Origin of the sequence: Streptomyces sp. NBC_01267 (assembly GCF_036241575.1) — a bacterium.
Lineage (GTDB): Bacteria > Actinomycetota > Actinomycetes > Streptomycetales > Streptomycetaceae > Streptomyces.
Genome location: NZ_CP108455.1, coordinates 40,879 through 61,562 on the forward strand (window position 1 = coordinate 40,879; position 20,684 = coordinate 61,562).

A 20,684-nucleotide genomic window follows, 5' to 3' on the forward strand; every position below is an offset into this window, starting at 1 on the left:
GGCTAAGGGCTGTCCCGTAATTCCTGGCGGGCGCACGACGACAGCTACGGCACCTCGCGGCGTTGTCGGAACGCCCGAATACATCCAGTATTCGGGCGCCCCTCCGCCTTGCGATGCACCGCATCTGACGCCGTGCGCTGATCCACCAGGAATTACGGGACAGCCCTTAGGTGCAGGCCGCGACAAAAGTGGACCTGACCTGGAGAAGGCTCTTTCCTGTCACCCCACGTAATCGAACGACTACACTAATCTCCTTGCTTTGCGATCAAAGTGAGCCTTAGCGTGGGCCCTGGTCCGGTTCCGGCGTCGGGCGATCCCCGTGCCGCCAATGACTAACTGGGGGAAACAATGCGAGCGACCGGTTTTTTTGCGACCTTTTGCGGACGGCCTGGCCGCACTACCGAGCACTTGCTGCTCTTCTGATCGTCGGTCCTTCACGCAGACATAGGCGACAGGGCCGGAAATCGGAACCGCCCAGTCCTCGGCGGTTCACTGAATCCATGGCCCATACCGTGTAACGGACATCTACATCCCAAGCCGCCGAAATCACCCCGTCAGTTTGCCGTCGGGGGATGAATTTCCGCCGTACGGGACACATTGGTGGCGTCGCCTGCTCCTCCAGAAAGAAACGTTGTGTTGAACCGGGAAACCGCAAATTCCGGCTAGACCACGAAACGGGGAATAGCAGATGGAAATAAATAGACTCCATGTTGTCATCGCGACAGCCCGCAGAGCCGCAGGCTGGAGTCAAGAGGCACTGGCGGAGCGCTCCGGAGTCAGTGTCAGAACCATTCGCAACCTGGAGTTAGCCTCGAAGTTTCATGACAGTCCGCCGACGGAGTCGGTGGGCCGTTTTCGTGCCGTGGGCTGAAGCTGTGCAGGCCGAGGGCCCGAGTGTCGTCTCGGGGTGGCGCCGGGTTCCACTGCTCCGGGTGTCGAGCTGCTGTCGTAGGGACGGGAAAGTTGCTGGTCATCCGGGGTTCGGCAGGAGCGCGAGCCGCTCGAGAGCGGCGGTGATGTGGCTGGTCCAGGGCCAGTGCCGGGCCAGGCGGAGGATCCGCCGGCGGCCGGTGGTGACGAGTTGTCCGGCTGCGGTGAACAGGCGGAGCCGTAGTCGGCGGGGTTCCCAGAGGCGGGCCTTGCCGGTCAGTGCGAGCATCGGCATCCAGGCCAGCAGGTCGAGGGCGATCTGCACGATCTCCAGCCAGACCTGGTTCTGGGCGGTGCGGTGCAGGGGCAGGTTGCGCAGGCCGGTGGCCCGGGCGGCCCGTATGCGGTCCTCGGCCCGGGCCCGCAGCCGATGGCGGAGCTCGAGTTCGGCGATCGGCTGGCCCGGCGTGTTGGTGGCGAAGCAGGTCAGCCGCATGCCGTCCGCGTCCGTGAGCCGCAACTGGGCCCCAGGATGCGGCCGTTCCTTGCGGACGATCAGCCGCATCCCCTTGGGCCAGCCGTCCAGGACGTCACCGGTGAGTTCGGCGACCCAGGCACCGTCGCGGATCTCGCCGTCTGCCTCGGCGGCCGCTGCCCAGGCCGATGCCGGAACCTTGAGAACGTGCTGGTGGATCGCCTCGGTGATCACCATGCCGACCGAGTAGGACAGCCACCGTCCCCGTTGGGCGAGCCAGGCGACGAAGTCGTGGGTGCCGCCCGCGGAGTCGGTGCGTATCAGGGTCCGGCGCCCGCGCCGGTACTTCTTCGGCAACTGAGTCAGGGCCAGTTGAGTGGCATTGATGTGGTCGGTGGCCGTGTTCGAGCCCGCATTGCCCGGCCTGAGCAGGGCCGCGACCGGCTCACCGGTGCCGCCTGGTCCGTGATCGACGAACCCCATCAGCGGGTGATGGCCGTAGGTTCGCTTCCAGGTGGGGGCGGCGTCCTCCTTGTCGGAGTGCGCGATCACCAGCACCCCGTCGAGGTCCACGGTCACCGTCCCGCCCATATCAGGCGCTTTCCGGTCGGCCAACCGCCAGACGTATCGGCGGACTTCAGCCCGTGCGGCCCGGATGGCCTGCAGGGCCTTGTCCCCGGAGGCTGCGAGGGTGTCGATGAGGCGCGAGACCGTCGGGTCGGAGGCCACCGGCCCGAACACGGCCGGCTCGGCCCGCAACATGGCGACATCCGCGAGGCAGTCCCCGCCCAGCGCAACCGCCAGGGCCACATCCAGCAGGACCTTGCCCGGATCGTGCACCGCCCGAGCCTTCCGCCACGGCGCCAGCGCCGCTGACGTCGCCGTGTCCAGGCCGGTCTTCCGGACGGTCTCGACCAGCAGCACGCCCCCGGCCTGCGACACCACCGCCCGGCCACCACCCTCGATACGGACACGCGGGTACGACCCGATACTCTTCTTCACTTGAGAAGCGCCTCCGGCTGGAGCAGGAACCAGGATCTCGACAATCCTCATTCTTGCTGGTCAGAGGCACTTTTCGCCTACTTGCCCATCCGTCGGACAGCCCGCTCCGTGTAGGCGAGTTAGGCTCACTGATTGTTCCGGAATATTCTTGACTACTGAGGAAGGCGCGGTACGGATGCCCCGAGCCATGCGGCAGGGCGGACCGGTGAAGAACCCCTCGGCGCCTCGACTGCCGTCCCGGCTCGAACCGGCGGAACAGTGGCGGGACGCCCTGGAGGACGACGCGATCGTCAAGCGCGTCGCGTACGTCGGCACCTCGTTCGCCGGTGTGCATGCCGAGGCGTTTGAGACTGAGGGCTGCCGGTTCGAGGGAGTCCGCTTCTCCGGGGCCATGATTCGGCAGAGCCAGTTCTCCGACTCAGTCCTCGACACCTGCGACTTCGCCGAACTGAAGGCCAGCGATGTCTCCCTGGTCCGCTGCGCTGTGTCGGGCAGCCGTGTCACCGGATCGTCGTGGAAGTCTTCGACCTTCCGTGATGTGCGCTTCGAGGGTGGCAAGGCCGACCACGCACTCTTCCGAGAGTGCAAGTTCTACAGCGTCGCCTTCGAGGATGTCCCCATGCGCGGCGCGGACTTCCAGAAGTCCGAGATGCACAACGTCCGGTTCACCAACTGCGACCTTACAGGCGCCCAGTTCGCGCACCTGGTCCCGGGAAGCGTCCGCTTCGAGAATTGCACCCTTGCCGACGTGGGCGGCGCGGCCTCACTTAGGGGAGTCGTGGTGAAGGGCCCGGGCTCGATGGAACTGGCTCTGAGTCTGGCGAGCGAGGCCGGCATCGTCTTCGAGTAGTTCGCTGCCGGTCCGTCAGCTGGTAAGCAGCAAGCTCGGGGCTCGAAGCGCTGTGGGCCCGATACGCTTCTTCACCTGGAGAGTGTCTCTGGCGGCGGCAGGAACAAGGACCCCGACGATCCACATTCTTGCTGGTCAGAGGCGCTTTCCGTTTGTGCGACCACCCGTCGGACAACGCACCTCATGAAAGCGCGAGGTTAGTCAGCGCCCTCACAGCATCCGGACGCAGGCGCAAGAGTGGCTGGCGTGACCACGAGCACGGGCAGTGCGCTCGCCGATCCCCGCTCGGGCTGCACCTCGGTTCTGCGGCTCTCGCACGAGTTGATCGTCGCGAGCTCTGCCAGGAGCCACGTCCTGACGCGCGAAGTTATGCGCTGGCATAAGTCAAAGGGGGTCTGGAGCCCCCTTCGCGCTCCTACCGCCCTACGACGGAGCCCGCCCCAGCAGGCGACGCGCGAAATTGATCCCCGGCCTCCGGGATCTCCAGGACGGAGCGGGGCTCCGCGGCATGCGCCGAAGCCGTCGGCAGGACACCTGTAGCGAGGGCCGCCACGGTCCGCCGAGAGGGCTCCCACCTGGTGCATGAATCCCTTCATTCCGCATGGCGGAGCGCATTCCGCCCCCGAAGGCGGTGTCGGGGCCGTCAAAGACAACCAGCCCGCACGGAGAAGGACGGCCAGCTACCGCCCACCGCGCGGCAGCGAGCTGCTCCCCCGCCGACTTCGCCAGGGCCGCCATGTCGAAGGCAACCCAGTACAGATCTGGCGCAGCCGCCGGTGCCCACACTGCAGCTGACCTCTGACAGATGATCTTGACCGTTTGTCAGGTGAGTTTGACCGGCACGCCCGAGAGGTGGTCTGCCTGTCAGGTGGGGTTGTCGAGGCGGGTGGCGGCGGCGTTCGGACGGCCGACTCGGCGCAGATATCGGCCTTGGGCAGCTTGTTCGGATTCGAGGTCAAGTGCGGCGGCGATCCTGCGGAAGGTCAACAGGGGCTTGCCGTCCGCTGCTTCTGTCCGAGCGGCCAGCAGGAGTGCGGCTTCCGCCTGGTCGATGTCTTCGCGTGCGGCGCGGATCAGGGACAGCGCGTCAAGGACGTCGGCCTCGTCAGCACGGTCAACCGGTTCCCGCTGGAGGATGTGGCGGGCCTGGGCAGTGATGACGGCCTGGAGGGCGACCGGGACGTTCGTGGTCGCCCGACGGCTCCGTTCGTCATCGAGTGTTCCGGCGTGGCGGCCAAGAACACGAGCCAGCGCAGCGGTCTGGTCGTCGTCAAGGGCACCGGGAACGGGGCGTAGGGGTCGGGTGTACTCCGGGTTCGCCATGAATCGAGAATCGGGACACAGCGTTGTGTTGTCAACACTGCGTTGTGGTGTAGGTCGCGTTCCCGGCATGTCGGCGAGTTGTGTCCCCCAGAGGGGGACAGATCTCTCCCTCCCGCTCCGGTGGTTCGGGGCTGGCCTCCACTTCGCTCGGCCCGGCCTCCACCGACCCGTCTCCCCGTCCCGGCGGATCCCCCGACAGGGTCATGGCGGTGTCCTCCGTGATGGTCGTGGAAGGGGCCCAGCCGGGGCGGGAGAGATGTTGGGCAGACCAGCCCCGGCCGGGGGCTCATGGTGGGTCAGGCGGTGGGTCAGCTCTCGCTGTCCCACGAGGCCTGCAAGCCGCGCGTCCACCAACTCGACCGCGACAGCGACCGCCTGGCCGTCGAGGACGCACTGCCGTGCTCCCGATGGACGGGCCGCAACCAGCTGGGCCGTCACCGTCTGGGCAGGGCCTCGGAATCCGTGGACTGGTCGCCGTGACGCGCAGCCCGTAGTCGCCGGCACGCTCACTGAGCCCCGTTGCGGTGCTCGTGAGGAGCAGCGCGAGCGCCAGGTTCTGGGACATGCAGGGGTAGGGGGGCCGGTAGCCGAGGAGCTCCGCGGTGTCCGGTGCGGCGCGCGCTGCCCGCCATCCGTGCAGGGCCAGCAGAATCGGGTCGTCGATGGTGATGTGCCACGCGGTCGTGACGGTGGCAGATTCCGTGGGCGCGGTGCGGGTCATGACAGCTCCGTGGCCGTGGTCAGCAGGCTGAGGTGTCGTCGCCCATCGCGTTGTCCTCGTACACCGTGGCGCCATTGGCGGTGTCGGTCGCGAGCAGCGCGACGTAGTCCAAGCGCAGGCCGTACTCCCCGGCCCGCTCAGCGGTCTCCGCCGGACCGCTGTCAGCGAGCAGCAGCTGGAGCGCGAGCGCCCCGGTCATCCCGCCCGTCGGGGTCCATTCGTGCTGCCTGGCCGACTCGGGGTCAGCCAGCGCGAGTTGCTCGGCGCTGCGGATGAGGACCTGCGGGTACTCGACGGTGAAACGGTGCGTCTCCGTCACGAGGATCGCGCCGGGGGTGGAGGAGCTCGCACCGGGGTGACGGCCGGGCGCTGGGCGGCAAGTCGCGGCATCGCGTGCACGAACATCCGACCCCCGCGGATACACGAGCGAGCCCGGACCGCGTCGGTCCGGTATGACCGAGTGATTCAGCTGGCCGTTTAGGGAACTCTTGCAGGCCAAGGGCACAGACTGTTGCCGAGGTCCTAATCGTGCCCCGCCGAGGCGCCGATCTCTTGCCAACGTCTCTGTTGCTAGCTGACGATGGTGCTGTGAAGATCGAGGCTGCACGGCCAACCATTCGGGAGCACGACGACCTGGTCCGTGCACGCCTATGGAACTTTGGTCTCGCAGAGGGACGACAAGCCGCAGCTCTCGCCCGGAATCTCGCACCGTGGTTGGGCAATGTGTGGAGAGCCGGAGGCCGGGACGCCCCCAGCTACATGGGGATCGTTAATCGGGACGCAAATCCGGCCATGCGCGCTGCTTACGCCTGGGTTCAGAACGCCAAGCGGTTGGAGGCGGTGTACAAACTGCGATACCTCTCCTACAGCGCTCCCACAGTCCTAACTGACGAATCCGTAAACGCAGTTTTCCGGGGCACGGACCTGTGGTATCACCGCGATGCCACCAATCATGCAGTGCAGCGCATGTATGACCAGCTCAACGGACTTGGTGAGGCCTATAGAGCAAGGCATCCCGACATGCTGCTTGACGTTCCTGAAGAGACCCACCCGCCCCGCCGCGCACGACTGGCGCAAGGGGAGATCGGCCGGCTCCTAGTCGGGGATATCAACACCCAACTTGAAGGCTGCCGGTCCTTAGTCGAATCTCTGAGCGCAGGCACAAGCACCTGGTCCGCAGCGCGCGCCTGGAGCAACTCTGTGTCATTTTTCTTGACGCAATGTCTGGGACGCGCCGTAGCCGACGGCTTCGACCGGCTAACCCAGGGCTTGAACGCTTGTGACTACCCGCTCATCGCCCAACCTGAAAGCCTGGCCCAAGCCTACCTGTGCCTTGGATCGTCCTATCTGGAAGAAGTGGTGACGTTGATGCCCGACTATGCCGGAGCTTCGGAGCAGGCAGTACCTCAGCCCCATGTGTCGATGTCGTTCAGCGGCGGCACCTTCTACGGCGGTCAGTTCGCGGCACAGATCGCGAACATCAACTCAAGCATCTCGGGTCTCAGCCGGCAGGGCGGTACAGAGGTGGCAGATGCTCTAAAGGCGCTGGAGCAGGCCGTGTTGAGCCAGGCTGACCTGGATGAGGAACAGCGTAGGGACCTACTCGACAATGTGGGATATCTCGGTGATGTCGCACAGTTGCCCCCAGAGCAGCGCAATCGGGGGATCATCAGGTCTGTACTGGCCGCGCTTTCACTCGCAGCAAGCAGCGGCAACGACTTAAGGCAGGCTATGGAGGCATGGGGCGGAGTGTTGCGCAACCTCCTGCCCTGAGTGGAATCTTCGTGACTCTATGAGTGGTTCTGGTATCGCCCGAAGGCGTCGGCGTCGGCGCGGGTCTTGGCCGCGTACGCGCGCACCACGTCGGCGGGCCGCGAGCTCCAGCTGCCGGGCGGCGGTGTCGGCGGGGGCCGGCGCAGCACCCGGCCGGCGGCTGGTACACGCCACCGGACTCGGCACCCGGGCCCTGGCCCTGGCCCACATCATTCCCCCCGGCCAACTCGCCGCCTGGGCAACCGCCCTCCTCCACCCGCTCGACCCCCCGCGCCGCCGCGCCCTCGATGCCTGGCTCCGCTGCGGGTCGGTCAGGGCCACCGCGCACGCCCTCGGCATCTCCTGCCCCACCGTCCGGGCCCGCCTCCGCACCGCCGGCGAACAGCTCGGCCTGGACCTGGCCGTGGCCACCACCCAGGCATGGCTGCTGATCGCCCTCCACACCCCACCCAGTGCAACCGCCACCAGGCGTGACTTCGCAGATCCGGCACGCGGCCCCCTGCACCTGGTGCCCGACGACGTCGCGCGCGACTGGGCGACACGCCTCGTCGGCGATCTCGAACGGCCGCTCCGTATCGCGGTCCGCGTCTGGCTGACACACCTCGGCAGCATCACCACCACCGCCACAATCCTCGGCCTGCACCGCGCGACCCTCAGACAATGGCTCGACCGCGCCGCCGACCAACTCGCCGCGGACCTCTCCTCCCTGACCACCCGCGCCGAACTCCACCTCGCCATCGAAGCCGTCGCCGGACCCGACGACTCCCCCGAAACCATGCCCCGCCTCGGAGGCCGCACCTACCCCCAACACCCATAGAAACCGGCCCTGTGCCAGCCTGGGAACGCCCGGCGGCGCCCATCACCGAAGCCGATGCCACCGCCGGGCGACAACGCGGTTGCGCGGCACGCTCCTGCCAGTGCCGCTCGGCGTCCGCGATCCACCGCCGGGTGCAGCTCCAGATCCTGGCTCGACAGCCCTTCCTGACCCGCAGATCGAACCCCACCGATTCGGTACCGTGGTCACCTCATCGCCCCTGTGAGGGGACCTGTCCATACCCGTGGCGCACCCCGTCGCGGTGTTCTTCGGCCTCGGGACTGGTAGGCCCACATGTTGAGGGGTCGCGTATTCCAGCTTGGACGGCCGTCGTTGGTCACTCTGGGTGGCAAGGCCCGTGTTCGTGGTCGGTCCTTGGGCGGATAGGTTCACTGTGGTGTGTCCGAGGCACTTCTGGAGGGGTCACCGGTGGACGTTGTCGCGATCATGGAAGCGCTGGCTGAACAGGGCGTAACCGTGCTGTTCAAGGCTGATGCTGAGCGGATGGCAGAGAGGCGGAAGCCCTGGACGTTCGTGGCCAGTGGCGCCCCATTGCGTGACAACATCCTCGTGCGTACCGATGCTGCGTCGGTGGAGCAGTGCCTCGAAGTCTGCCTGCCCCGCCTGCGCGAACTGGGTTTCTCTTTTCCCGAGTGACGAGGTATGCCAGCCGGAGTGGAGCGACAACTCACCGTGTGTGGTCGCCGGGGGCGTATCGGCTCCAGGTTCCTCCAGCTTCGGTGACCAGGCGGGTGGCTGTCTTGTCGTGGTAACCGAGGGCCTTCGCGATGACGGGGGCTGGGGCCTGGAGGACGAGTTGGCGGATCGCGGAGGTCCTGCCGCGCTGCGGCGGGACGCCGATCTTCCGCAGGTGGACTTGGAGGCTGACTGGGTTCATCGGCTGTCCGGGCTGGCGGCCTGGGAAGAGCCACTGTGAGCTTCTGCTGCTGGCGTATGGCAGGTGCTGGCAGGACCGGACGTAGGCCCGCATGAGGTCAGCGACGGGCTCCGGAAGCGGGGACGGCGGGTCTCCCAGCCGGACGGTGACGGTGGCCCCGTCGTCGATGACGTCGTCGACAGTGAGGCGGACGATGCGGGTGACGGATTGCGCGTAGAGGAGAACGAGCGCGGCGGCGATCCGGGCCCGCAGAGGCAGCGAGTCGTCGTTGAGGATCCGCCGGAGAATGGCGAGTCGGCGGTGCTGGTGCAGCGGCGCTTCCTCCTGGTTGATGACTTGGGGTGGCAGGGTGAGGCGGGGCATCCGGCTCGTCTTCATGCACCAGCGCAGAAACGTCTGGGCCGGGCGCCGGGTGGCCAGCTTCTCGGTGTGCCAGGCGTCGAGGTCGGCCTGCTGGCAGTGTTCGATGGTGCGGTCTCGGTCGGCGAGCCAGGCGAGGAAGGCGCCGGCCTGGGTGATCTCCTGTTTCGCCTGGCTGATCTGGGAGCGTCCCAGAGGCCCCTTCTCCGCCTTGCTCCGCAGGCGCCGCATCTGGTGCCAGGTGACGAAGTGCTGTAGACGCCGTCGGTGTTCGGGGTCCTCGATGACGGCGAGCCGTTCGTTCAGCCAACGCTGATAGAGCATGAACTGCCGGTCGACGCGTGGGGCCGCGCCGTCGACGAAGAGTTCGTCCGGATCCGCGGTTCGGCAGATCGCGTGTTCGCCCCAGGTCTCCTGTTCATCCCCGACCATCTGGACGCCGTCCCCTCCCCGGTCCGGCCTGCCGTTCCCCCCGGCAGACGCAGTCCGGAAACCGTACGGCAAGCACGCGGGTCGTGGGACCTCGCCCGGTTGCGGCAATCCCTTTGAGTGACGGCGGCCTTGACGAATCGCCGGCGCGGGGCTCGGCTCAACCGGTGCCCGAGCAACCGGGCATGGGCGGCAATGAGGCTTCGCCCGTCAGAGCGCTGGTGCGCTGCCGGATCGCCGCGAAGATCTGCGCGCGATTCTCCTTGATCGGGTAGTCGATCCGGCCGTAACGCAGTTGGAGGGCGGCGGTGCGATCCGGGGACTTCAAGCGGACCAGCCCGAGGCTTTCTCCGGGCGTCAGGTCGCGGTGGCCGCACAGCTCCAGCGGCAGACCGTGGTGCGGGTCGGTCAGGGCCTGGACCAGCTCGGCGCGGCGCAGGCCGGTGTCGGAGTCGTGTTCGAGGTGCAGGATCCACCACTCCCCCAGCCTCGCCTCGTGCCCGGTGACGACCTGGGGGACGGCGACCGTGTGAAGGAGTCCGAGGCGGCGCAGCAGTCCGCTGGGCAGCCAAGCCGCGTCGCGCCATGTGGACTCGTAGGCGATCGGCTGGCGTTCGTCGTCCCACTGCTTCTCGTAGGGGGTCCAGGTGTCGCCGACCAGCCAGCAGGCTTCTCCGCCGTTGCTCTGGATCTGCCGGGCGAGGGCTGCCTCGGCCTTCTGGAAGGCGCGGCGTGAGGGGCCGGTGAGCTGGATGCTGGTTGGCTGCCCGAGTCGGCGGAGCTCGATGCCGCGATCGGTGCGTGCGCAGATCCGGACGCCGTTGAGTCCGTAGATTTCGTCTCGTCCGGTGCGCATCGGTGCGCGGGAGGGCAGCAGCCCGCCCATCAGGCTGTCGAGGCTTTCGTCGCTTTCCAGGTGGAGCTTGATGCTGTGCGGGGTGGGCTGCACGTAGCGGATGCCGAAGGGGTACTCGAAGAAGTGCCTCTGGGAGTTGAGGATCCAGTAGAACACCTCGGATTCGAGGAGCAGTTGTGCCTGCTGGGCCGGTGCCGGGATGAGGGGCGCGCCGGGCTGCAGGGCGGTGACGGCGTCGCAGGCGGCTTGGCGGGGGGCGCCGGTGTAAAGGGCGTAGGTCCGGGCTCGGCTGCTGGTCTGGGTGGCCGACATGGCTTCAGGCACCTTTCGCTCAGCTCCGTCGGCCCGCGGAGCGTGAGGAACAGGCACTGGTGTGCGGTGTTGCGGTCGGTGGGGTGCAGCTGATCGAAGCCGTGCTTCTTCGCCTACGCCTTGAACCAGTGGGCCGAGGTTCGCGTGAGGAGCAGCAGACCGATGCCGCACGGCGCGACTGTAGTCGTCGGGCCCGGCTCGATGGGGGCGCCACGCCGTTCGCCGGTGCGGGGTGTGGGTTACAGGGGGGACGCGGCCGGCTCGGCGAGTTGGCCGCGGGCGACGGCTTCTTGTCGGAGCGCGGTCCTGAGGTGCCACAACGAGATCGCCGGAAGGAGGCCGCCGAGCCGGGCCGCCGCCCTCAGTGCCTCAGCCGCCTCGGCCAGGAGCTCGGCGGCCGATCGCGCCTGCTCGGTACTCCGCCCCCCGCTCAGGCGTTCTACGATCTCGTCCAGCAGCTGTGCCAGCTCACCCGCTCCTGGGTCCTCCGGCACATCGGCTCCCCACCACCGGAGGGCAGCCTCCAAGGCCATGAGGCAGTCGGTGCGGTCGAGCGCGGCGGCGTGGTTCCTACGTCCCCGTGCATCACGATCCCCATCGTTGTCCGTCAGGGGTCCCCTCGGGGCAGGAACCGCGAATCGGCTGCCCTCGGGTCAGACCCCGACGCGGGGTGAGAGGGGTTCCGAACACGGTCGCGCTGCGGTCGGCACGGGTATGCCGCGGCGCAGGGCCTCGCGGGTAAGGGCGTCGAGCTGGGCACCAGCCGCGGTGTAGGCGTCGGCGGCGCGCGCGAGACGTTGCTCGGCGGCGGGTCTGTACAGCGAACGGTGGGACTCGGTTGATTGTTTCTATCGGCGTCCGGCGGTGAGCCGGCCGTCGAAGGTGATGTCGAAGGCTTGGAGTGCGGCTTTCCAGCGCATGGTCCAGCGCTTGCTTCCGGTGCCCTTGGGGTCCAGGCTCATCACCGCGAGGTAGACGCACTTCAGCGCGGCCTGTTCCGTGGGGAAGTGGCCGCGGGCCCTCACGGCCTTACGGATGCGGGCGTTGACGGACTCGATCGCGTTGGTGGTGCACACGATCTTCCGGATCTCCACGTCGAATTGGAGGAAGGGGACGAACTCCGCCCAGGCGCTCTCCCATAGCCGCACGATCGCCGGGTACTTCTTGCCCCAGGCTTCGCCGAACTCCAGGAAACGTTCCAGGGCGGCGTCCTCGGTCGGCGCGGTGTAGACGGGCTTGAGTGCCTTCGCGATCTTCTCCCAGTCCTGCCTGGCCGCGTAACGGAAGCTGTTCCGCAGCAGGTGAACCTACACACGTTTGCACGATCGTCGCAGGCCAGACCGTGTTGACCGCGTCCGGCAGGCCGGTCAGTCCGTCACAGACCAGCATCAGCACATCACGGGCTCCGCGGTTCTTGATCTCGGTGAGGACCTGCAGCCAGTACTTCGCGCCCTCGCCGCCGTCGCCGACCCACAGGCCCAGAATGTCCCGATGCCCCTCCGCCGTCACGGCCAGGGCCATATAGACGGGCCGGTTGGCGACCTGCCCGTCCCTGACCTTCACGTTCACACAGTCGATGAACACGACCGGATACACGCTGTCCAAAGGCCGGTTCTGCCACTCGGCCATGCCGGCCATGCCGGCCATGACACTGTCGGTAATCGTCGAGATCGTGGTCTTGGAGACCTCCGTCCCGTAGACCTCGGCCAGATGGGCGGAGATCTCGCCGTGGGTGAGGCCCTTCGCGGACAGCGACAGGACCATCTCGTCCACGCCGCCCAGGCGCCGCTGACGCTTCTCGACCAGCTGCGGCTCGAACGTGCCCGCCCGGTCCCGCGGCACCGTGATCTCCACCGGGCCGACCTCGGTCGTCACGGTCTTGGACCGGTGACCGTTGCGGTAGTTGTCCCGGCCGCCCTCGACCCGTTCACCGGGCTCATGCCCGAGGTGGTCGGTCAGCTCGCCCTCCAGCGCGGACTCCAGCACCTTCCGCGTGAGCTCCGCCAGGAGGCCGCCCTCACCGGTCAGCTTCACTCCGCCGGCCTCGGCCCGGGCCACCAGCTCGGCAACCAGACCGTCATCCACAGCATCCAGCGCACCCACGGCGGCCTCCCCGGCCTCGATGCCACTCATCACGTCAGTCATCAACTGTCGCTTCCAGCTCGGGAGTTACACCACTCACCGTACAGACCCCCACCTGGTGCGAGTTCAGAGAAGCGGTGATCTTCCACAACGCCCTGGATATCGCGGAGATCATCCGCCAGCTCCTGGAGGAGGGCTGGGAGATCGACCCGGAGGACCTGGCCCACATCTCGCCGTACCTGACCGAGCACATCAAACGATTCGGCGAGTACTCCACCCACGAACTCGGTATCCAGCCCGAGGCGTACGACCCGAAACTCGACGTCGACTTCACCCAGCTTCGCGACCAGGACCCGGCCGCCTCCGGCTTCAGCACAGCCGCCTGACCGTCACCTCTGTGAAGGACCCTGTCATGCCCGTTGAGCAGTACGGCCCTCGGCCTCGCTCACATTCGGCAGGAGCTGAGCGTCACGCCGGCGGCCGGGCGAGTTTGGCGGCCACGGCGTCGAGGACCCAGTCCAGGCCGGTTGCGAAGGATGTCTCGGCGTCCACGTCCGTGCCGTCGTACACGGCCTTGGCCAACGCCGGGAAGCGGCCGGTGGCCAGAATTCTCGTCACATGCGGGCCTTGGGCGCGCTGCCAGTCGTGCTTGGACAGGCCGGTGGCGCGCTCGGCCCGCAGGTTTGTGATCTCGCGGCGGATCGCGCCGTTGAAGTAGGCGCTGACGGTCTCGACGGCGCGCATGACGGTGTCGATGTCGGCGAGGCCGTCGAGGGCGGCCAGCGTGGCCTCGGTGACGGCGAGGCCGTTCGGGCCGAAGGCCGGGCGGCCGCCGAGCAGGTCGGCGAGCCATTCGTGACGGAGGGCGGCCTGCCTGGTGCGGTGGGCGAGGATGCTCAGCGCCTCCCGCCAGTCACCGGGCTGTTCCTCGGGGAGGATCTCGGCCTGGATCTCGTCCACCATGAGGTCGAACAGCTCCTCCTTGGTGGAGATGTATCTGTACAGCCGCATCGGGCCGGCGTCCAGGCGGGCGGCGACCTTGCGCAAGGACACCGCCTCCAGTCCGCCCTCGTCGGCCAGTGCGATGGCGGCGGCGACGATCCGTTCCCGGTCGAGCGGCACGGGTTGAGTCGGCGGTTCCGGCCGGTCCCAGACAGTCATGCTCCCACCGTACCGTTGCGCTGCACCGTATCCGAGCAATACAGTGTATCGGTATGAGACACCGCATCGCAGTGGTCGGGAGCGGTCCCGCCGGCCTCACCTTCGCCCGCGTCCTGCACCGTCATGGTCACCCGGTCGCCGTCCTCGAACGCGATCCCGCCCGGGACGCCCGCCCCCCGGGCGGCATCCTGGACCTGCACGAAGGGCTGGGCCAGCTCGCGCTGGACAAGGCGGGGCTGCTGGCGGAGTTCCAGGCGCTGTCCCGTCCCGAGGGACAGGCCATGCGCATCCTGGACACGGACGGGACCGTCCTGCGCGACTGGCAGCCCCGTCCGGACGACCGGGCCAATCCCGAGATCGACCGCGGGCAACTCCGTGACCTGCTGCTCGGCACTCTGGACGTCCAGTGGGGCCGGGGCGTGACGCAGGTGGTGCCGGGGGCCCGGGACGGCGTGCTGGTCCACTTCGCGGACGGGCGGCAGGAGACGTTCGACCTCGTGGTCGGCGCGGACGGTGCCCGGTCCCGGGTCCGCCCGGCGGTCTCGTCGGCGACACCGCGCTACACCGGCGTCACCTATGTCGAGACCTCCCTCGACGACGTCGACACCCGTCATCCTGACCTCGCCCGGCTGATCGGCGACGGTTCCGTGGCTGTGTACGGCGTGAACCGCGCGCTCGTCGCCCAGCGCAACAGCGGCGGCCACGTCAAGGTGTACGCCCAGTTCCGCGCGCCGCTGGACTGGCACACGAACCTGGACCTGTCCGACGTCGAGGCCGTGCGATCGAGCCTGCTGGCCCTGTTCGACGGCTGGGCCGCTCCCGTCCTCGACCTCCTCCGCCGCGGCACCGCTTTCGTCCACCGCCCGCTCTACGTACTGCCCGTGTCCCACACCTGGACCCACGTCCCCGGGGTGACGCTGCTGGGCGACGCCGCCCATCTGATGCCCCCGTTGGGGGCGGGCGCGAACCTCGCGATGCTGGAAGGCGCCGAACTCGCCGAGTCCATCGCCGCCGGCCCTGAAGATCTGGACGAGACCGTCCGCGCCTTCGAGGAACAGATGTGGGCGCGGGCCGGCAGGTGGGCGAGGATCACGACGGCCGGTCTCGAACGCCTCGTGAGCCCGGACCCCGCCGAAGCCCTCGCCGTCTTCGACCGAGTCCAGCCATCCTGACTGCCAAGCGCGAGAGCACCAGTATCAATAGCTCGCCACGGCTTCACGGGAAGGTACGGCACCGTCGCGGTCCCTTCCGGCAAAACCACCGTTAGACGAACGCACGGACGCCTGTACCGAACGCAGCCCTCAGCCCACTACCGCGAATCCGGTCCGATCCTCCTCGCACACATAACTACCAGGTGCGCGAAGAGTGATGGGCTCCGGCCGGGACGTCCTGTCCGTCCTCCGTGTCGTCAAAGGATCGAATGGCGACAGGCGCGGCGGACGTCCAATGAACCCGGGCTTTCCGGGGCCCGGCGGCGGCGCAGATCCAATCAGATCCGATGACGGATGATGACAGGGTTTGCTGACAGCTAGGGTCGAATGCGACCACCACAATGGGGAGCAGCATGGCCAACCTGGTCTACAAGCGGGTGTCGACCGACCAGCAGTCGACCGACCGCCAGAACCTGGTGCTGGACGAGGCCGGGATCGAGGCCCCGGTTGTCTTCGAGGAACAGGCCGGGACCTCCAGCCGCCTTCATCCGCTGGAGCGGCCGAAGTTCGGCGAGCTGCTCGCGTACGCGCGGCCAGGCGACGCTGTGCACATCTCCGAGATGTTCCGCCTGGTGCGCGGCACCGGGCACATCCTCGACGTGCTCGACGTCCTGCACCGCGACCGCCTCGCCCTGCGCATCCACGATGGCGCGTTCTCCGCGATGGACCTCACCGCCCGCCACCCGCGTACCGGCGAGCTGCTGTCCACCGTGAAATTCATGGTGCAGACCCTCGCCGCCGCCGGCGAACTCCAGCGCGACCTTCAGCGCGAACTGACCTACGACGGGCTGCGGGCCGCCGAGGCGAAGGGCAACAAGGGCGGGCGCCGCCCCGCCGTCCCGGCCGCGAAGACCGACGCCGTACGCACCGCGTACCTGGAAGGCCGGTCCGTCGCGGCCCTCGCCCGCGACCACGACGTCAGCCGCGGCGCCATCCGCACTGCCGTCGCCGACCTCCTGCCCGAGCACACGGCCGCCGACCCGGGCACCCCGGCCCCTGAACTGCCGGTCGTCCTCGACATGCCGGGCAAGGTCGCGGACTTCCTCCGCGCCGCCGAACTGGAGCCCGCCGAGCGCGCCACGCTCGACCAGGGCGTGACCGTACGGCGCGGCCAGGGCTACACCCTGCGCATCAAGGCCGTGCCCGCGATCCACCGCCGACTCCTTGGCCTCTGCCAAGCCCCCGACGGCACCGCGGTGGTCCCGGCCCAGCGCAAGGCCCGCCGCGAGTACGAGAACCGCGTCAACCTGCATGCCCCCGCTGCGGACCTCGGAAGTCAGTCACGCTCCGCTACATGACGGGTAACGGCAGCTTCACGAGTACAGGGCCGCGTACGGCTGCTCGGCGAGGGTGAGTGCCGCCTTCGGCTGCCCGTCCTCCTGGGCGGCGCGGACGACCGGGCGCGGCCGCCGGTGGCCGAGGGCGGAAAGGAGAGCGTGCTTCTCGCTCTCGAGCTCGTGCACGCGGCGGACGGCGTCCTGGTGCTTCTGCGTGGCCGCAGCCAGCGCCTGCGGCGCGTACGTGTCGTCCCCCGGCGCCCGGCGCAGGGCCTCCCGCTCCTTCTCGGCGGACTTCGCGCTCTTCGTGGCGTCCTGGAGCGCCAGCTCGGCAGCAACGAGGTCCTTGACGCGTCGGCTGGCCTCCGGTGCGGGCGACGACCAGCAGATGGCGGTGCGGTCGTTGAGGTCCCACGGGACCACCGCGGCACCGTGGACGTCGCAGGTCAGCAGGAGCACCTGCTCGTCGCCGGCCTGCGCGGGCCGGCAGACCGTGGGCTTGAGGACTCTCCTGCCGCGCTGGGTGGCGATCAGGGCCTTGATCTCGGTGTCTGGGAGCGCGGAGGCCAGACCATCGAGGATCGCCTGCCGCGGAGGCGGCACGACCTCGTAGTCCGCACAGGTGTTCTCGATCGCGTCCGCGAGGCGATCGCCCCAGACAGGGGTACCGATCTGCGGGTAGATGTCATCGGACCGTTTTACGGTCATGGTGTCGTCCTTCCACCCGGAAGTCCCGGGCGAGCACAGAGGCTCCCGTCCTTCGGGAGCGTGTCACGCGCCCGAGTGCCGAAGCCTCGTGCCGGCGAGGAATCGGGCCGACACCTGTGGGAGTGTGCGCCGGTCCTCGCCCCGTACGGTCCACCTGCCAGCGTCCGAAGAACGATCAGCCCCCATAAGCGCCTCGGTGGCGCCTGGACCTCTCGCAGCTTGCTCCGGCTCCGCCGACGGCGGCATGAGGCGGACGCCGATGATGAGCCACCGACGTGCACCACGAAATCTGCCACCGCCTGCTTAGTTGCCTGAGACATTGCCATAAAGGATCAAGACCCGGAGCTGGTGTCCGGCAGCGTACTGAGGGCATCCTGCGCCAGAGATACAAAACGTGATATGAGAGGATGTCCGCCGTGTTGCGGATAGACCAGGTTGAGGGGTACGCGCGGCGCGTCCGGAATGGAGAGGAACGAGACGGAGGAGTGGATGTGCTGCCGTCCGACGAACTCCGGCACCACGCCTACCCCCTTGTTCGAGGCGACGGCTTCCAGCCATTCGTCAAAGTTGCGACAGACGATTGAGACGCTGGGCTGGCGGTCCGTCGGCCAGTCACTCAAGTTGGTCGTCCCGCTCACCTCGTTCAGAACGAGGCGCTGGTCAGCCAGGTCCAGCCAGCGGATCTCCTCCCATTCCGAGAGTTCGGATCGTACGGAGACCGCTGCGATTCTTCGTTCGTGCAGCAGTGTGACAACTTTCAGGCCGGGGGCTTCTTCTACGTGGCCCCGCAGGATCGCCAGGTCGACCTCGCCGCGGTCCAGCCCCGCTAGCGTGGCGTCGTGCCGGTATACGTGTACCGATATGCCGGTCTCCTCCTCGAAACCCGCGATAGCCTCCTGCGGCCACCCGGTGGGAAACCCCCAGGCGAAACCCACACGGAATGCTTCGTCCCCTGCCTCGGGGCGCAGCGCTGCCTCCAGCCGTGGTAAGAGGGAGCTGAGTTGGTCGTAAAGGTTCTCGCCCGCTGGCGTGAGTGCCATCTGGCGTGTCGTCCGTTCAAGCAGACGCCGACCGAGCATTTCCTCTAGACGTTGGATGTTGCGGCTGAGTGTGGGCTGGGACACGTTCATCCGCTTGGCAGCTCGGGTGAAGTGCTTCTCCTCCGCCAAGGCCAAGAACCCACGCAGGTGATGCAGCTCAATACTCATGGACAGCAGCATATGCAGGGCCGCGAAGACGTCCATGGCGCCTTCGGGCGGCTCCCAGGCTCGCGATGTCGAACGCACCTGAGCCTTCTCTCCCCCAGAATCTCTGGAGCTGCTTCCTGGGGCTCACGTACTTCGGCCGGCTCCGCGCCAATCATCGCAGGGTTGATGAGGTTCAAAACGGTCGCGAGACCGTATGGTTCGGGCGCTGGCCTGGGGATTCGTCAGCCTGCTGAGCCCTCCGTGAGCCACCGTGGACAACCGGCATCTCGGCGGGTGTCCCGGGGCGCTCCCCCGGGACACTGCTTGACGTGCCGCTCGCCCTGATGAGTGGCACGCCTTGTCGCATACGGATGTCAGTCCCGGTACTCCTCGTCCGTCACGGGTTCCTTCCATTCGGTGGGACCGTCCGTAACGGCGATGTGTGTCATAAACGTGCCCGGAGCCGCTCCGTGCCAGTGCTCCTCCCCGGGGTGGGTGATCACTGTGTCGCCGGCCTTGATCTCAAGGCGCTCGCCGTCCCGGGACTGCACAACCCCAACGCCTTCGGTGATGTGTAGCACCTGGCCCTCGGGGTGCCGGTGCCAAGCGCTACGGGAGCCGGGCGTGAACAGCACATTGCGCACCTCGGTATTTGTGGTGGCGCCGATACGCGGCCACAGCCAGACATCACCGATAAACCGGTCCTCGGGTCCCTTGGTCGCGTCTCCGGGGTGACGAGTGACGTCCATGACGTGATCTCCTTCGTGATTACTCTTGTAAGGCTATTGTTGGAAATTAGGCATTAGCTGGTGTTGTGCGATCAACGCGATTTATAGGCCGACTCTTTACTGCTCCCTGGCTTGGTGTCTGGCCACGCTCGGCTCGGACTTCTCAGCGAACAGGATCAGCGCGGAGGCGGCGACCGACACGACTGCCAAAACAGCACTGGTCGTGCTGAACGCGTCCTGCGGTGTTCCGCTCCGTGCGGCCAGGTCCAGGTAGACGGTGCCGAAGGCAGCCACTCCCAGGGTTCCACCGACTTGGAGCGTCGTATTGAACAGACCACTCACGTCCGGCGCGTACCGGGTTTCGACAGATTCGGTCAGGTGGGCCAATGTCCCGCTGAACGCTGCGCCGTAGCCGATGCCCCCGATGCCGAGGAGGACGATCAGCCAGACGGTTCCCTGTGCACCGGCCGCCACCGCTGAGAAGGAGACCGCCATCAGCAAGCCACCGACTGGGGCCGCGAACCTCCTGACGCGTGCCCCCACTCGGCCGAGGATTGGACCGACCAGGGCGAATGTCGCCACCCACGCGATGGGGACCAGGCCCGAGTAGACCGCGCTCTTGCCGAGCCCCTGCTGCAGGTAGAGCGCGAGGACAAACAGGAGGGCGAAGTAGCATGCCCGGGTGGCCGCTTGGGAGACGAGGGCGAGGGCAACCTGCTTGCGGGCCAGCAGTGCAACGTTCATCAGCGGGTCACCTGCGCGCCGTGCGATGGCCCGTTCCACCCTGACGAACAGTGCGAACGTCGGCACGGATCCTGCGAGGCACAGCCACACCCACAGAGGCCAGCCCGCGTCCTGGCCGAGCACCAGCGGGGTCACCAGCAGGAACAATCCCAGTGACAGCAGCCCAACGCCGCGCATATCCAGCTTCTTGTGGCCTGTGACCACGTCGTCCGGCAGGAAGACGGCCGAGATGACCAGCAGGGCGATTCCGATCGGCACGTTGATCAGGAAGATGGGACGCCATCCCGTACCGAGGATGTCGGCCGAGACCAGGATGCCGCCTAGAGCCTGTCCGAGGACCGAGCTCACCCCGAGGACACCGGTGTAGGCACCCAGGGCCCGTCGGCGCGCGGCGCCTTCGAAATGAGCCTGAATGCCCGTCAGGACCTGCGAGACCATAAGAGCGGCCCCGACACCTTGCACGACGCGGGCGCCCACCAGGGTGATGCCGTTGGGAGCGAGGCCGCAGGCGAGCGAGGAAAGCGTAAAGACGACGAGTCCGAGCAGGTACGTCCACCGTCGGCCGCGGATCTCGCCTAGCCGGGCGCTGGTGATCAGCAGCATGGCGTACGCGAGCGTGTATCCCGAGACGATGAGTTCCAGTTCGCCGCTGGATGCGTGCAGGTGATCGCGGATCGAGGGGATGGCGACGTTAACCACCGCGATGTCGACGTTGCCGAGGAACATCCCTCCGAGCAGGGAGGCCAGCAGCCAGCCCGGCCGTCTCCCACGCTGTCCGGAGAGGCCCTGCCGCGTCCCGGCCCGTGCTGACTCGCTTGCAACAGACGTCTTCAAGGAATCCACCACCCGATTGTAACTACTAGTACGTACAGTCCGCAATACGCGTCTGCGGCAGAGCCGGCC

At 67.6% G+C, this 20,684-nt stretch carries 20 protein-coding genes and 1 pseudogene; 10 read left to right on the plus strand and 11 right to left on the minus strand.

Annotated features, from left to right (window positions below; genetic code table 11):
• Positions 1-688 precede the first annotated feature (688 nt).
• Positions 689-871 carry a helix-turn-helix domain-containing protein gene (locus OG709_RS00235; RefSeq protein ID WP_329164184.1) on the plus strand — a complete coding sequence of 61 codons (183 nt, stop codon included), beginning with the start codon at positions 689-691 and terminating at the stop codon, positions 869-871.
• 99 nt (positions 872-970) lie between these two features.
• On the opposite strand, the gene OG709_RS00240 is transcribed toward OG709_RS00235, so the two are convergent.
• Positions 971-2,347: an IS1380 family transposase gene (locus OG709_RS00240; protein ID WP_329164185.1), complete on the minus strand. Its 1,377-nt coding sequence runs from the start codon at positions 2,345-2,347 to the stop codon at positions 971-973.
• Positions 2,348-2,495: 148 nt separating this feature from the next.
• Between OG709_RS00240 and OG709_RS00245 the strand changes: the two genes are divergently transcribed.
• The 3 genes from OG709_RS00245 to OG709_RS00255 all read left to right on the plus strand — a co-directional run bounded on the left by OG709_RS00245 (position 2,496) and on the right by OG709_RS00255 (position 5,000).
• Positions 2,496-3,197, plus strand: coding sequence for a pentapeptide repeat-containing protein (locus tag OG709_RS00245; RefSeq protein WP_329164186.1), 702 nt, complete (start codon positions 2,496-2,498; stop codon positions 3,195-3,197).
• A 930-nt stretch (positions 3,198-4,127) separates the two neighbouring features.
• Positions 4,128-4,493: a hypothetical protein gene (locus tag OG709_RS00250; RefSeq protein ID WP_329164188.1), complete on the plus strand. Its 366-nt coding sequence runs from the start codon at positions 4,128-4,130 to the stop codon at positions 4,491-4,493.
• A 330-nt stretch (positions 4,494-4,823) separates the two neighbouring features.
• On the plus strand, positions 4,824-5,000 hold the full coding sequence (locus OG709_RS00255; RefSeq protein ID WP_329164190.1) for a hypothetical protein: 177 nt from the start codon (positions 4,824-4,826) through the stop codon (positions 4,998-5,000).
• A 260-nt stretch (positions 5,001-5,260) separates the two neighbouring features.
• Here the strand turns inward: OG709_RS00255 and OG709_RS00260 are convergent, their stop codons facing one another.
• Positions 5,261-5,560, minus strand: coding sequence for a hypothetical protein (locus tag OG709_RS00260; protein ID WP_329164192.1), 300 nt, complete (start codon positions 5,558-5,560; stop codon positions 5,261-5,263).
• Positions 5,561-5,829: 269 nt separating this feature from the next.
• Between OG709_RS00260 and OG709_RS00265 the strand changes: the two genes are divergently transcribed.
• The 3 genes from OG709_RS00265 to OG709_RS00275 all read left to right on the plus strand — a co-directional run bounded on the left by OG709_RS00265 (position 5,830) and on the right by OG709_RS00275 (position 8,485).
• Positions 5,830-7,014: a hypothetical protein gene (locus OG709_RS00265; RefSeq protein ID WP_329164194.1), complete on the plus strand. Its 1,185-nt coding sequence runs from the start codon at positions 5,830-5,832 to the stop codon at positions 7,012-7,014.
• A 124-nt stretch (positions 7,015-7,138) separates the two neighbouring features.
• Positions 7,139-7,831: a helix-turn-helix domain-containing protein gene (locus OG709_RS00270; RefSeq protein ID WP_329164196.1), complete on the plus strand. Its 693-nt coding sequence runs from the start codon at positions 7,139-7,141 to the stop codon at positions 7,829-7,831.
• 426 nt (positions 7,832-8,257) lie between these two features.
• On the plus strand, positions 8,258-8,485 hold the full coding sequence (locus OG709_RS00275) for a hypothetical protein (protein ID WP_329164198.1): 228 nt from the start codon (positions 8,258-8,260) through the stop codon (positions 8,483-8,485).
• 31 nt (positions 8,486-8,516) lie between these two features.
• Here OG709_RS00275 and OG709_RS00280 read toward each other — a convergent pair whose 3' ends face one another.
• From OG709_RS00280 to OG709_RS00295, 4 genes and pseudogenes are all read right to left on the minus strand, one after another.
• On the minus strand, positions 8,517-9,518 hold the full coding sequence (locus OG709_RS00280) for a hypothetical protein (RefSeq protein ID WP_329164200.1): 1,002 nt from the start codon (positions 9,516-9,518) through the stop codon (positions 8,517-8,519).
• Between the two features lie 157 nt (positions 9,519-9,675).
• Positions 9,676-10,683, minus strand: coding sequence for a hypothetical protein (locus OG709_RS00285; protein ID WP_329164202.1), 1,008 nt, complete (start codon positions 10,681-10,683; stop codon positions 9,676-9,678).
• Between the two features lie 239 nt (positions 10,684-10,922).
• Complete coding sequence (locus OG709_RS00290; RefSeq protein WP_329164203.1) at positions 10,923-11,216, minus strand: hypothetical protein; 294 nt, start codon at positions 11,214-11,216, stop codon at positions 10,923-10,925.
• Positions 11,217-11,531: 315 nt separating this feature from the next.
• Positions 11,532-12,828: pseudogene (locus OG709_RS00295) on the minus strand (IS256 family transposase).
• Positions 12,829-12,902: 74 nt separating this feature from the next.
• Here OG709_RS00295 and OG709_RS00300 point away from each other — a divergent pair.
• On the plus strand, positions 12,903-13,151 hold the full coding sequence (locus OG709_RS00300; protein ID WP_329164205.1) for a Tn3 family transposase: 249 nt from the start codon (positions 12,903-12,905) through the stop codon (positions 13,149-13,151).
• 82 nt (positions 13,152-13,233) lie between these two features.
• Here OG709_RS00300 and OG709_RS00305 read toward each other — a convergent pair whose 3' ends face one another.
• Positions 13,234-13,926, minus strand: a complete 693-nt coding sequence (locus OG709_RS00305; RefSeq protein ID WP_329164206.1) for a TetR/AcrR family transcriptional regulator — start codon at positions 13,924-13,926, stop codon at positions 13,234-13,236.
• A gap of 53 nt (positions 13,927-13,979) precedes the next feature.
• Here OG709_RS00305 and OG709_RS00310 point away from each other — a divergent pair, with 53 nt between their 5' ends.
• Positions 13,980-15,098 carry an FAD-dependent oxidoreductase gene (locus OG709_RS00310; protein WP_329164207.1) on the plus strand — a complete coding sequence of 373 codons (1,119 nt, stop codon included), beginning with the start codon at positions 13,980-13,982 and terminating at the stop codon, positions 15,096-15,098.
• 392 nt (positions 15,099-15,490) lie between these two features.
• Positions 15,491-16,435 (plus strand): recombinase family protein, encoded by a 945-nt coding sequence (locus OG709_RS00315; protein WP_329164209.1) that lies wholly within the window; start codon positions 15,491-15,493, stop codon positions 16,433-16,435.
• 15 nt (positions 16,436-16,450) lie between these two features.
• Here OG709_RS00315 and OG709_RS00320 read toward each other — a convergent pair whose 3' ends face one another.
• From OG709_RS00320 to OG709_RS00335, 4 genes are all read right to left on the minus strand, one after another.
• Complete coding sequence (locus OG709_RS00320) at positions 16,451-17,122, minus strand: hypothetical protein (protein WP_329164210.1); 672 nt, start codon at positions 17,120-17,122, stop codon at positions 16,451-16,453.
• A 332-nt stretch (positions 17,123-17,454) separates the two neighbouring features.
• Positions 17,455-18,330: a LysR family transcriptional regulator gene (locus OG709_RS00325; protein WP_329164212.1), complete on the minus strand. Its 876-nt coding sequence runs from the start codon at positions 18,328-18,330 to the stop codon at positions 17,455-17,457.
• Between the two features lie 353 nt (positions 18,331-18,683).
• Positions 18,684-19,058: a cupin domain-containing protein gene (locus OG709_RS00330; RefSeq protein WP_329164213.1), complete on the minus strand. Its 375-nt coding sequence runs from the start codon at positions 19,056-19,058 to the stop codon at positions 18,684-18,686.
• A 96-nt stretch (positions 19,059-19,154) separates the two neighbouring features.
• Complete coding sequence (locus OG709_RS00335) at positions 19,155-20,624, minus strand: MFS transporter (protein WP_329164214.1); 1,470 nt, start codon at positions 20,622-20,624, stop codon at positions 19,155-19,157.
• Positions 20,625-20,684 lie beyond the last annotated feature (60 nt).